Source organism: Steroidobacter gossypii, assembly GCF_016801985.1.
Classification (GTDB): Bacteria; Pseudomonadota; Gammaproteobacteria; order Steroidobacterales; family Steroidobacteraceae; genus Steroidobacter; species Steroidobacter gossypii.
In genome coordinates, this window is record NZ_JAEVLS010000003.1 from 817,605 (window position 1) to 830,293 (window position 12,689).

Annotated in this window: 10 protein-coding genes; 6 read left to right on the plus strand and 4 right to left on the minus strand. The window is 59.1% G+C overall.

Annotated features, from left to right (window positions below; all coding sequences use genetic code 11):
- Positions 1 to 122: 122 nt before the first annotated feature.
- Positions 123 to 542 carry a hypothetical protein gene (locus JM946_RS17340; RefSeq protein ID WP_203168589.1) on the minus strand — a complete coding sequence of 140 codons (420 nt, stop codon included), beginning with the start codon at positions 540 to 542 and terminating at the stop codon, positions 123 to 125.
- Positions 543 to 1,209: 667 nt separating this feature from the next.
- Between JM946_RS17340 and JM946_RS17345 the strand changes: the two genes are divergently transcribed.
- The 3 genes from JM946_RS17345 (at position 1,210) to JM946_RS17355 (ending at position 3,090) form a co-directional block, all read left to right on the plus strand.
- Positions 1,210 to 1,464 (plus strand): hypothetical protein, encoded by a 255-nt coding sequence (locus tag JM946_RS17345; protein ID WP_203168590.1) that lies wholly within the window; start codon positions 1,210 to 1,212, stop codon positions 1,462 to 1,464.
- A 236-nt stretch (positions 1,465 to 1,700) separates the two neighbouring features.
- The gene (locus tag JM946_RS17350) at positions 1,701 to 1,982 is read left to right on the plus strand and encodes a hypothetical protein (RefSeq protein ID WP_203168591.1); all 282 of its coding nucleotides are present in this window, start codon (positions 1,701 to 1,703) and stop codon (positions 1,980 to 1,982) included.
- A 190-nt stretch (positions 1,983 to 2,172) separates the two neighbouring features.
- Positions 2,173 to 3,090 (plus strand): restriction endonuclease, encoded by a 918-nt coding sequence (locus JM946_RS17355; protein WP_203168592.1) that lies wholly within the window; start codon positions 2,173 to 2,175, stop codon positions 3,088 to 3,090.
- A gap of 474 nt (positions 3,091 to 3,564) precedes the next feature.
- Here the strand turns inward: JM946_RS17355 and mutS are convergent, their stop codons facing one another.
- Both mutS and JM946_RS17365 read right to left on the minus strand, forming a co-directional pair.
- Complete coding sequence (gene mutS, locus JM946_RS17360) at positions 3,565 to 6,153, minus strand: DNA mismatch repair protein MutS (protein WP_203168593.1); 2,589 nt, start codon at positions 6,151 to 6,153, stop codon at positions 3,565 to 3,567.
- 395 nt (positions 6,154 to 6,548) lie between these two features.
- Positions 6,549 to 7,358 carry a hypothetical protein gene (locus JM946_RS17365; RefSeq protein WP_203168594.1) on the minus strand — a complete coding sequence of 270 codons (810 nt, stop codon included), beginning with the start codon at positions 7,356 to 7,358 and terminating at the stop codon, positions 6,549 to 6,551.
- Between the two features lie 707 nt (positions 7,359 to 8,065).
- Between JM946_RS17365 and JM946_RS17370 the strand changes: the two genes are divergently transcribed.
- Genes JM946_RS17370 through JM946_RS17380 form a run of 3 tightly spaced genes read left to right on the plus strand, consistent with a single transcriptional unit; the run spans position 8,066 to position 11,713 of the window.
- Positions 8,066 to 9,340 carry a DEAD/DEAH box helicase gene (locus tag JM946_RS17370; protein ID WP_230979808.1) on the plus strand — a complete coding sequence of 425 codons (1,275 nt, stop codon included), beginning with the start codon at positions 8,066 to 8,068 and terminating at the stop codon, positions 9,338 to 9,340.
- Positions 9,270 to 10,694: a hypothetical protein gene (locus JM946_RS17375; protein WP_203168596.1), complete on the plus strand. Its 1,425-nt coding sequence runs from the start codon at positions 9,270 to 9,272 to the stop codon at positions 10,692 to 10,694. The genes JM946_RS17370 and JM946_RS17375 overlap by 71 nt, the downstream gene beginning before the upstream one ends.
- Complete coding sequence (locus JM946_RS17380; protein ID WP_203168597.1) at positions 10,694 to 11,713, plus strand: hypothetical protein; 1,020 nt, start codon at positions 10,694 to 10,696, stop codon at positions 11,711 to 11,713. Before JM946_RS17375 ends, JM946_RS17380 begins: the two co-directional genes overlap by 1 nt.
- Before the next feature lie 63 nt (positions 11,714 to 11,776).
- Here the strand turns inward: JM946_RS17380 and JM946_RS17385 are convergent, their stop codons facing one another.
- Complete coding sequence (locus JM946_RS17385; RefSeq protein ID WP_203168598.1) at positions 11,777 to 12,556, minus strand: hypothetical protein; 780 nt, start codon at positions 12,554 to 12,556, stop codon at positions 11,777 to 11,779.
- Positions 12,557 to 12,689: the final 133 nt, after the last annotated feature.

The window sequence follows — 12,689 nt, forward strand, 5'->3', positions numbered from 1 at the left end:
CAATGTTCTCTAGGGCGCGTTCGAGGTGAGCCGAAGGCGACGGTAGCCTCGGCCGTCAAAATTGCACCTTGGCGCTATGGCGTGTCGCGGCCCCACGTGGCGATGGCTGTGGACGTTGCGCCTCACAGACGCTCATTGAGATGCGGCGAGCCAAGCTCGTCGACATAAACAAGCTTGGGTGTTCTGCTGGACAATCGGTCCTCCAGACGCCTGCGCTGCGCCACTTCATCCTGAATCATCGCCACCAGCATGTGCGCGATCGTGTCGGGCTGGGAGCCGCCCCGAACAAGCTCGAAGAAGTTCTTTCCTTCGAAGAGTGGGCGACGTAGCACCCTGGCGTTCTGCGCAAGGCCCGCCGCATCCAGTATGTCGGCTGCCCGGGCCAATTGCTCGAGCGCTCGCTCGTTCTCTGGCGCGATCCGCCGTCCAGCTTGCCACTCCTGAAGCGTTTGCGGCGACAGTTCAAAGAGCGAGGCGAGTTCCGTGAATGAAGGCTCCAAGACCTCCTTCACGCGCGCGAGGTTTTTCGAAGCGCTGGGCATACTCAAATCCTCCCTAGGCACAGTAAAGTGCTCGAAGCCCGATTCGATCGTCGAAAGGATAGCCGGGGTGGCTGCGCTCCGTAATGTGGCCCGCGGTGCCCAGCCCGCCGCTGCCCACGAGTAACGCGAGGATCGCGCCCCGGATGCGCGATAAAGACCAGGAGGTAGTCTTCCCGCAGGGCAGTGGGCGGGGGATACTTCTCCTGCGTTGTCTGTGGCCACCATGGCCACGCAGATCTAAAATGCAGGTGTGTACTGCGCAAACGCGCAAGGTGCATGATGACCTCTTTCCTGTCTCATTCCGGATGCTGCGCGTGATCTGTCATCACTGCGTGGAGCACTTCGACGATGAGCTCATGAATGTCACTGTGCGAGCACTGAAGTCGTCCGGTTCGAATGGCGTTGAACGCCGGTCTGAGCTGCCGCTGGGCATCTTCGGAAAAGATCCGCTGCGTGTGATTGGATCCCGGGTAGGCGGTGCCGCGCGTTGCCTGAGTAGAGCGTAGCGGTGAATGGGCCTCATCTGCGACGTATGAACGCTACGGCGATGGCGCAGACTTAGGTTTCGCAGCGTGAAGCAGTCCGGCATACCAGATTCGAACCTTTCCGATAAGCCCCGAGTTGGCCGCTGCAGTGTGCATTCGTCGCGCGGTAGTCGGCAACTGGGATGAGTCAGCAACGTCTTGATCGCTTCTGCCAATCGTTCCCGATCGAGGTTTGCATTCTCGAGTTGATCGGAGACCCACAGAAATTCATGCCAGTCGATACCGCGATGCTGGGCCAGTTGCCTCAATGCTCGGTCGCCGGAGAGCAGCGTCCAGCCGTGTTGCTCGGCGAGGATGAGAGCGGCACAGTCGACGAGGGACACCGCTCGGTTTGCGTGAGCGAGCAACTGGGCGTCCTCGATCGCTTGCGCATGTAGGGGCAGCAAGTGAAGCCCCGAGCCTGCCACTCGGCGCCTCCGTCGTCTCGAAGCTCTTTGGTCAGCGATTGTGAAACGCGCCTGCATCTGCAGCAGGGTGTCGCAATAAGCGGCTGATGTTTCTTCCTTTTTTCGCTGTCGATATCTCTTACGGCATCCGGTTCTCGGTTGTGGGCTTCGCAAACATTGTTGTATCTTGGCTGTGATGATCCGCTCAGGCGGAAGGGGAAGGGCGCATGTCTGCAAGTCATGAGTCATTCGAGTGGCATCTGACCCCGGCTGGCGGGGTCGAAGGGAGTGAGTTTCTGGACTTCGGCGGGAATGTCTTAAGGCCGACTCCAGAAGATCGGGTGGCGACCTTTGTTCTGGATGAGCACCAATGTCACGCTTTGGAGAAGATCCAATGCACGTGGTCACAGACGTGGATCAAGGCGGACTCGAATCTGGCGCCGCTTTATGAAAAATACGGGATGCATCCGGCTCATGTCGCGCAGTCATTGGAGAAGTATGGGCGCTAATTAGCAGTCCACCGCCTGATGGACGGCGGTCGCACCCGGTCCATCGAATTGTCCTCGCTGCCATCTAAGCTACCGAGGAGCCCTTCGGAACGACGGCTCGGAGAGGGGCATTTGAAGGTGCGGCGTTGTCTGTTGCGCGAAGAGATAGACAGATGCGTCGCGTGTCGCGCGTGAGGAAGCAGAAGAAGCGATGATTCCGGACTACCAAGCCCTGATGCTACCCGTCTTGAGATTTGCCAAGGATCGACCGATCCAGGCCAAGGAGGTCATCCAAGGTCTCGCGGACGAAATTGGCTTGACGGCCGAGGAGCGCGAGCAGCTGCTGCCCAGCGGCAGGCATCGGATGTTTGATAACCGCGTGCACTGGGCCAAGACATACCTGAAGCAAGCCGGTCTGCTGAGCTATCCGCGACGTGGCTTCTTGGTCGCGACGGAGGCGGGCCAGAAGGTCCTTTCTCAACGGATCGATCGTATCGACGTGACCTTCCTGAAGGGCTTCGAGGCTTTCCGAGCCTTCCTCGAGCGCAGGCGTGCGGATCAGGATGACTTGGCGCTTGCGCCCGAGCCGATTGCGGCGAGCGCCGCAACGCCTGATGAAACACTTCGCCTCGCGCACGCCCAAATCAATTCCGCACTGGGGGCCGAACTTCTTGAGCGGGTGCGAAATGCATCCTCCGAGTTCTTCGAGCACGTGATCATCGCCTTGCTTTCCGCGATGGGCTATGGCGGGGTCTCACCAAGCGCGACCCAGGTGCTCGGCCGTACGGGAGACGATGGCGTTGACGGCGTCGTCAATCAAGATGCCTTGGGCGTGGATCGGATTTATGTCCAGGCGAAGCGATACGGACGGCGCAACAGTATCTCGGCGGGCGACATTCGCGACTTCTTCGGCGCGTTGAATCTCAAGAAAGCGCACAAGGGCATTTTCTTTACGACCTCCTCGTTCAGTCCGAGCGCGATGCAGACCGCGAGCGGCTTGAGTGTGAGGATCGTCCTGATCGATGGAGAACAGCTGTCCAATCTGATGATTCAGTACGGCGTTGGCTGTCGAACCGAAGAGACGCTGCACCTAAAGAAAATCGACGACGATTTCTTCGAGGATATCTAGCGCCAACAAGCGCGCGAGCAGGGCGCAGCGGTCAGGACCGCAAACGGGCCGTGCGGCCTGCTGCGTACGACTTGTACTTCGTCGTTCGGCGCGGCCTCGCGTGCTCGGCTTCTTGCGGGCTCAAACCTCAAGCCGTCACAACGGGTTCGCGCGACCGGGTGCATGCCGCGGCAAGGATCCAAGGCGTGGGCGGCTCTCGTGCGCATCCCTCGCATCCGTAGAGCGATCCTCGCTATGGCGGTGAGCCGAACGGTTGAGTCTGCCATTCGTATGAATGTCAGGAGCACTGTGCGATGAGCGTGATCGCGAAGCGCGGAAACGATGGGCTCATCCATCGTTGGGCCTGATCGAGATCAATCGCCGCGCACGAGCATGCGCTTGTGATGCAGAACGGGCTCACGCAGGCGGGAGCGCTCGCCGCGATGGGCGGTGCCACGCCGATGCGTGCGCGCCGTTCTGGCCGCGTAGGGTGTGTTACTCGGTGATGAGCTTCTTCAATCGGTAAAGCGTCTCTAGCGCCTCGCGCGGCGTCATCGAATCTGGATCGAGGTTACGAAGCGCGGTGACGGCTTGATGGTTCTCTGTTGCAACGTGGGGAAGCTGCAGCAACAGATCTCCCTGCGGATACCTATCTTGTGCAGCTGCCGAGCGGCGTTCCAGTTCGTGTAAATAGTGGCGTGCTGCGTTGATGACGTGGGGGGGTACACCGGCGAGCGCCGCGACCTGCAAGCCATAGCTTTGATTGGCTGGGCCATCCTTCACGGCGTGCAGGAAGATCAGCTTCTTGCCGTGCTCGGTCGCATCGAGGTGCACGTTCGCGCAGTGCTCGAGCTCATCAGCGAGCGCTGTGAGCTCGAAGTAATGCGTGGCGAAGAGCGTGAAGGCGCCGACGCTACGAGCGAGGTGATGCGCGACGGACCACGCGAGCGACAAGCCGTCGTACGTGCTCGTGCCGCGACCGATTTCATCCATCAGCACCAAGCTATTGTGGGTTGCATTGTTCAAAATGTTTGCCGCCTCGGTCATCTCGACCATGAAGGTCGAGCGGCCGCCGGCGAGATCGTCGGAGGCGCCGATGCGGGTGAACACCCGATCGATGGGGCCGATGCGCGCGGCTGCGGCGGGCACGTAGCTGCCGATGCGAGCGAGAATCACGATCAGCGCGGTCTGGCGCATGAACGTCGACTTTCCGCCCATGTTCGGGCCGGTAATCACCAGCATGCGTCGTTGGTCATTGAGCCGCAGATCGTTGGGCACGAACGGCTGATCGATGAAGCGCTCGACCACCGGATGACGGCCCTCGGTGATCTGAATGATCGGATCATCGGATAGTTCAGGCTTTGCGTAACGCAAGCTCACCGCGCGCTCCGCCAGATTTGCAAGCACGTCGAGCCCGGCGAGCGCGGCTGCGCTGCCTTGCAGATCGGCGAGGTTCGTAATCAACCGATCTAGTAATTCATCATAAAGCTGTTTTTCACGGGCGAGTGTCCGCTCGCGCGCGCCAAGCACTTTGTCCTCGAACGCTTTGAGCTCCGGTGTGATGTAGCGCTCGGCATTCTTCACGGTCTGACGACGGTGATAGTCGGCCGGTACGTTGTCAGCGGCGCTGCGACTGATTTCGATATAGTAGCCCGACACACGGTTGTAGCCGACGCGCAGGTTCGCGATACCGCTACGCTCACGTTCACGGGTTTCTAGATCGACCAGATAGCGATCGCTGTGCTCGCTGATGAGTTTAAGCTCATCGAGCTCAGCGTCATACCCCGACGCTATCACGCCACCTTCGCGTAGAAGGGGTGGCGGCGATTCCACGATGGCGCGCGTGAGCATGTTGTGGAGATCTGGATGCGTGCCGGCTTGAGAGGCAAGTTCACGTAGCAGCGGCGCGTCGATGTTCGCCAGCAGTTGCTGCAACTCGGGCAAGCGTCCGAACGCGTTACGCAGCTGAGCAAGGTCACGAGGCCGCGCACTTTTCAACGCCACCCGAGCAAGGCAGCGTTCGATATCACCCACGTGGTTGAGCAGATCATGCAGCGGCGTGTACAGCGCGCGATCAATGAGTATCGAGATCGCCTGGAGTCGCAACTCGACCGTGCCACGATCACGCAGCGGTCGATGCAGCCAGCGGCGCAATTCGCGAGCACCCATTGCCGTCGCTGTTTGATCGAGAACCGCGGCGACCGTGCAGTCGGGGCGATCGGATAAGCTCACATCGAGCTCAAGATTCCGTCGAGTCGCGGCGTCCAGCAGCACGGCTTCACTGCGCACTTCGGTACGAAGACCTCGCAAGTGAGGCAACGCCGCCTTCTGCGTCTCGCGAACATAGTGAAGCAACGTGCCCGCTGCACGAATGGCGAGCGAGTCATCGGCGCAACCGAAGCCGGAGAGATCGCGCGTCGCGAATTGCTCGCAGAGCAGCCGAGTACAGGTTTCCAAATCGTAGTGCCACTGCGGACGTTCCCGCACCTGCGCAGGAATGCGGATGCGCGCGGAAGCTTCCGGCACGAGCAGCTCCGCCGGCCGCAAGCGCTCGATCTCAGCGGCCAGGCCTTCCTCGCCGGCAGCTTCCATCACACTGAAGCGACCGCTCGACAACTCTAGCCATGCAAGCCCGAAGCGCGCGCCTTCGCGGTACACCGATGCGAGCAGATTGTCCTTGCGCGCATCGAGAAACGCATCATCCGTCAGCGTGCCCGGAGTGACCACCCGCACCACCGCGTGTTCACCCGGGCCTTTGGATCCCGCCGGATCGCTGATCGGTTCACAAAGGGCGACCGATTCGCCTTGTCGGACCAATCGGGCGAGGTAGGACTCCGCGCTGTGATACGGCACGCCGGCCAGCGGTATCGGCTGTCCGCCGAACTGTCCGCGCGCGGTTAAGTTCAGATCCAACAGGCGCGCGGCCCGTTTCGCATCTTCAAAGAACAGCTCGTAGAACTCGCCCTTGCGATAGAACAGCAACTCGTTCGGATGCTGCGCTTTGAGGCGCAGGTACTGCTGCATGACTGGGGTAGGCTGTTGAGCCGGTTGCGGCTGCGCGTTGAGCTCGGCGACTTTAGACATTGTCCTTGGCAATCAATCATCTATACCTTCATCGAAGGGCGTTCGCCTCTCGCCTTGTGCATGCCGAGACGGCGTTCGTGTGCGCACGATGACGCCCAAACCATCGGCGCCTCGGAAACCAGATTGTACGGTCGGCGCGACGGTAGGGATACATGGCGGCTCGCGGAGTCCTCCCTCAGGGGCTCGTAAAGAGCCACTCGCTCGAAGTGCCGAGGCGGCTTTTCGCGAGTCCACGGGCGAGCGCTTCGTCGAAGTCATAGCACTGCGAGGAGCCCTGCCATGTCCGGAGGTTGGTTCATTGCCTGCTTTGGGGAGAAGACTTTTGAAGGGGACGCGTGTCCCTTGTCCAAAAGTCGTCCTTGGCGAGTCTCATTGAAGTATCTAGCCGAGCGATGCTACGAAAGCGTCTTCCAGCCGGTGGTTAGCAGGTCATTGATTGCGCTGCCCTGAAAGAACAGGTGATCCGCATCGCGGAGGAGTGCACGAACGCCGGGTACCGCCTGGTTGTCGATGAGTGCAAATAAAAAGAAGATCAGCGTGCCGCGAGCTTTATAAGCAATGAAGTAATTCCCGCCTCCCATCTCGTGAATCCATGGCTGCAAATCATCATCAAATGGTTTTGTGGGGCCGAAGGCATCATCGAAACTCAGGGAGGGGGGTGCACCTGTGTAGGCAAAGGCATGAATTCGCCAGTAGGAGGACGGCGCAACGCCATGCCGCTTACAGAGTAGGGCGGCGGCGCTCTTTGCGAGGACAGAAAGAGAGACGAAGACCGCCTGTCGTATCGGATTGGTTCGTTCTTTGTCTCGGAAGAACTCCGGTGAAGACCACGCGCCTTGATCTACATCGCGTACATCGATCATTTTGAAGAAGCGTAAATCCGCTTCTGTGAAATTCGGGAGAAGTCCCGCATTGATCGCCATGATCTTGATGTCGGGGGCCGCCACATGTTGTCGTTCAAGTAGGAAGTCAGGCTGGCCAAGAGCGGCGAGAAACTCGATGGCTCGTACTGCATACGTTTCTGGGCCAAATCGATTGTTGCATTCCGGGTGAGTGGGAAGCGCGCCTGCGTAGTCATACCCCTTAACTTTCGGTTGCGACCGTTGGATGAGCGATGCGGGGACAGCGTGATCCCTGCTTCGGGCGCCCTCGATCGATTTGCCGCAGAGGTAACAGATCATCGTGATCGCGGATTTTTTTCGCATACTGCAATGACCCCCGCAGAGCCGGCTTCGATTTTGCGAAATGCAGTCAAACCAAACCTCAGCCGGCCGTGGAAGTCGATCTGATGGTGTCAGTGGTCGCTTTCAAGGGAGGGGCTGTCTAAAGCATGCATTCGGCATCGGCGTTGAATAGGGAACTTGAATCGCCCGATCTGCCGCCGACAGCAAGCTGGCTTTTAGTCACCGTTGCGGTCGTCGCCCAGAGCGGAGTCCACGATTGCTTGTTGGAACGGCCGCGGCGCATGCTCCCGCGGGACGTGTCGATGTTTGTCACCGGGGCTACGGCGCGCGCCGGCAAGCTTACCGGCTGAGCCCGCGCTACGAGCTCCGAAGCTGGATAGTGGATCAACTCCCAGTCGGGTGCCGCAATTGCACAAAGGAGGAGGATCGGAGAACTGTTCTTCTTGTGATATCGCTCCACAAAAACGTCACAATCACAGTGAACAAGATCACAGCAGCTATCCAGCGATCGGATTACGGTGGGCTGGTCATCAGGCTGCAAGTGATGTGGGAGAACCGACCTTCGTATCGTCGTGAGCAGTTAGCGCAGGTTCCTGCACGCGGGGCCCGGTGCTCTGGGTGCTGAGACCGGGAGCGAAGAATACACAGCGGTCGCGGGCTATGCGGCCTAGATAAAAGTGGGGTTCTTTGAGATGGATGATTCAGGAATAGAGTCATACTTGCGTGAGATGGGATGGGCTCTGACATTCCGAGAGGATACTCCCGCACGGGCACCGGGCTGGTTCGATTACCACGATTTGCCGCTGTCTGCGGCCTCAAGAAGCACCCTGAGTCAGTTTCGCGACGGGATCTATCAGCATCAGCGCGAAGGAATATTGCGGTATCTTGGGGGTGCCCATCTAGCGGTGACCACGGCGACCGCCTCGGGAAAAACCCTCATTTTCAATATCTGCGCGCTGGAGGAACTCGCCAAACCGGGCGCGCGCGTGCTCGCTATTTATCCGCTCAAGGCCCTTGCGGCCGAGCAGACGATGCGGTGGCAGACGGCTCTCAAACAAGCTGGGATCGATGCGAAGGTGGGTCGGATCGATGGCGGAATTGCGATGAGTGAGCGCCAACGCATTCTCAAGGAGAGCCGGGTGTTGGTCATGACCCCCGATATCATTCACGCCTGGCTCTTCTCCGTGATCGACGCGCCGGTTGTGGTGAATTTCTTGAAGAACCTGACCTTGGTCGTAACGGACGAGGCGCACACCTACTCGGGGGTTTTTGGCAGTAACGCAGCCTTTCTCTTCAGGCGCCTTTTGCACGCTGTGCGAAAGCTGGGTGGTCAATGTCGCTTCATCGCATCCTCCGCCACGATGAAGGATCCGACGGCGCACCTGCTCAAGTTAACGGGAGAATCGTTCGAGACCATTGGTCCAGAGCTTGACACCTCGCCCCGCGCCGAACGACGTACGCTGCTCGTGTCGCCACCCAAAAGCAAAGACCTCTTGACGGCCGTCTCGGATCTGCTGATCTATGCGGCTGCGAACACGAGTCATCAATCCATCACGTTCGTCGACAGTCGCAAGCAAACCGAGTATCTCGCCGCCATCGTTGAGCGCAGAGTGAACGAGGAGAGTGAGGACGCTGATGCGCCCGTCTTCGAGCGGCTCCGAGACATGCAAATCTATCCGTACCGTTCGGGCTACGAGGAAGAGGATCGCGAGCGCATCCAAGGGCGCCTTGCGGCCGGGGCGCTCAAGGGGGTGGTGAGTACCAGCGCCTTGGAGATGGGCATCGATCTTCCCTATCTGTCGCTCGGTGTGCTGTATGGCATTCCAAGTTCCGCGACCAGCTTGCACCAGCGCATTGGTCGTGTGGGGCGTCGCAAGCCGGGCTTGATCATCATCGTCAATAACGGGTCAGTGATTTCTGAGAGTGTGTTCCGTGCGCCGGAGAGAATCGGAGACCTACCGCTCGCCCAAAGCGCTCTCTATCTTCATAACCGCCCTTCATAACCGCCGTATCCAGTACATCCATGCGATGTGCCTGGCGAGACAGGGTGGCGAGGATCAGTCGATTTGCAATAGCGCGGGCATCACCGCAGACAAGTTTACTTCGCCGCTCGCGTTGCCGGTCGACTTCCAGAAGCTCTGTGAAGCCGAGCGTGTGGGGGAGATCGAGCCAGAGCTGCAGGCCATAAAATCCCAAGCGGGGGATGACCCGAACCACACGTTTCCCCTGCGGGATCTCGAGCTGCAGTTTAGGGTTGAATATCGGCACGGCCCCGAAGTCCGACAACTCGGTTCGCTCTCGTATGCTCAGCTCATGCGCGAAGCCTATCCGGGCGCGGTCTACTACTACCAGACTCGTCCGTATCGTGTCGTGCGCATCAAGAAACAGCAGCGCATTGTGGAGGTTCGCGGGGAGAGGCGCTATTTCACGACGCCGAGGTTCTTACCGACGCTGATTCTTCCCAATCTGGTTGGCGACAACCTGTTTGACGTACATGAGTTTGGTGAGTTGCGTGTGATGGAGTGTTCTTTGCAGATTGGCGAAGCGATCACGGGATTCAAGGAGAGACGCGGCAACACGGAGAAGGAATACAAGTATCCGCTGGATCCCGCCTTGGGGCTTTATCATGATTCAGCCAAGTTTGCGCGCTATACATTTACCTCGGGCGTGGTCTTCACGCATCCAGCGCTCAGCCGGGAAGGCGTTAAACCGGCCGCCATCGCGGCCGTGCTCTTTGAGGCCTTTCTGATGACCATGCCCTTCGATCGGCAGGACATCAGTGGGGGGGCTGATAAACACCGTGCAACGCGTGACGGCGTTCGAGAGGGAGAGCGATTCGTGAGCGTCTACGACCAGACCTATGGCAGTTTGCGTCTGACGAGTCACCTCATGAAGACCGAGGTGTTGCGCGATGTGTTCACGCGTGCCTGGGACATCGCATCGAATGATGCAAGCTTGGAGCTCAATAGCGCCACCATTGCGGCCTTGAAAGCGATGAAGATCTGCGCCGAAGCGGAGCCGCAAAAAAGCCATCTCACTCGCTCGGCGATCCCCGCAGCAGAACAATTTGTACCGATCATCATGCCGGGATCCGTTGGGATCAACGTGCACAAGGACAATGAGGAGTTTGAAGTAGAAGGGGTGTTCTACAGCCCGCAGCTGCAATGCTTAGCCTACCGAGGCAAGCATCTGTTCGAGAAGCGGCGTGCAGAAAGGGAAACGTGGCGCCATGGGAAGGCGACCATGTCCGTTCCAGTCCATCATGTCGCGCCGCTCGATGGTGAGAGCAAGATGGGGTTCTACAATATCGAGACCGGTGAGACTCTGGCGCAACTTCCCCTGGACGGAGAGTTCTGATGGAGCAGGAGATCACGTTCCAACCGGTTCGCTTGGATATGCCGGGGGCGATTCGTGCGATTGCGGAGTTATCCAAACTGCCGCCGGCCCAGTGGTACGTGATCGATTTCTCGCGCCTTGAATGGATCGAGCCCTTTGGGATGTTGTTTTTTGCTCGGCAGTTGCGCGTGTTTCGTGACCAGAGGAGGCCAGGTCGGTGCCGTGCGATCAACCATGAGCGACACGGCTATGCGGCGCACATGGGATTCTTTCAGAGTTTCGGACTGAACTTCGGTAATGAGCCCGGCGAGGCACCCGGCAATACCCAGTACCTGCCGATCACTGAGCTCACGATTGAAGACATCAAGCGGGAAGCTCGTGAAAGATTCGAAGATCCACGACAGATCATCGAGTGTCGATGCGAACCTTTGGCTGGGGTCCTCGCAAGAGATGCGGGCTGCGAAGTCAGAGATACCTTGAGCTATTCGCTGCGGGAAATCTTTCGGAACGTACTTGAGCACAGCCAAGCAGGTTCCATCTGGTATGCGGCTCAGTATTGGCCGGCGAAGCGGGCGGTTGAATTATGCATCCTGGATCAAGGGATCGGCATCCGACGCTCCCTTGCTCGTAACCCGCATGTCAGTGTCAGAGAGGACGAGGATGCCCTGCGCGTCGCACTGCTTCCTGGGGTTTCAGGCATCGCCTTCAAAGGCGGGCCACGTCAGCGCCGTGATGAGTGGGCGAACTCCGGATATGGTCTATTCATGACCAGTCAGCTTTGTGCCAGGGGCGGAAGCTTTACGATCTGCAGTGGCAACCGCGGGTTGACCTTGAGCGGCGAGGGCACGAGCACCTTCGATACAGGCTTTGAAGGCACCGCATTGAGGCTCGAGCTCTTCCTTCCTGAGGTACAGGCCCTGAATGGGAGTCTCGCGGCGCTGCGTGATCGAGGAGCCCAGATCGCGGGTGAACTTCGACACACGGCCAATCTGACTGCTTCGATGTCCTCTCGGATGCTAGCGAAGGACTTTCCCCGGTGAGCGGTGTTGATTCTCGATGGGACACGCGCTGGGTCGGCGTGAATATGAGATGGGCCCCAAGTTTCACGGTGACCCCGGTGCTGTTTTTGGCTTGCGGCAATGCGGGGGCGGGCTTTCCGGCGTATTGCTCGGCAAATCAACCCAAGCATCGTACTGGTCGCTGCCCGATTTGAACGCCTCACGCGCCAGGACCGCTGAAATGGTTGCGTTCGAGACCCAGTGGATGCTTCGGTCTGGGAATACAAAGGCATGCCAATCAGCATCGTTGTTCTCTTCCCAGAACGGTCGCCCTTGACTGTGCGAGATGCGAAAGCGCCGATCACGATTGCGCTTTTTTACCTCCACCTTCAAGCGACAAGACTCGCAAATCAAATCGGCGGTGCGTTTTTTCTTGGCGGCGTAGGTGATCTCGAAGCACCCGGGCGATACGATTTGCGCAGCCGGAATGCAGTGTTGAAACTCGTCACGCAATGTCCGTGCGACCTGGCGCTGGGCCTTTTCACCCGCCTTGGTCCGTAGCGCAAACAAGCCGTCGTCTTTCTCGCTGAACCGAAGGTCGTCTGCTTTGGTATCTCGATAGGCGATGTGGATCCAGAAGATACGCACGCCGGTTTCATCGACGATGATATCGACTTCGTCACCTCGCTCGATGACCCAATCGAGATACGTGGCGGCCGTGATGATTTCAGTCCCGAAGCGCATCTCGAGGGAGGCGCGAATCGGTAGCCGCTCAGGCAATCCTTCGATGGCGAGCCAGATGCGGTCGTCCCGCTCGGCGCTGCGAGCGATGAGCCGAGCTTGCCGGATCAGCGTCAACTGCTTCGCGCCGAGCAGATCGGTCACCGTACCTGCGACCATGCGCTGATCGCGAAATTCGCTCGGCAGATAGTCCATAGCCCCGTTCCAATAGCCCGTCCGGCACAGGTGCATGAATCACGCAGCGATCCATGGCTGCGCCGCCCAACTTCAACGGTAG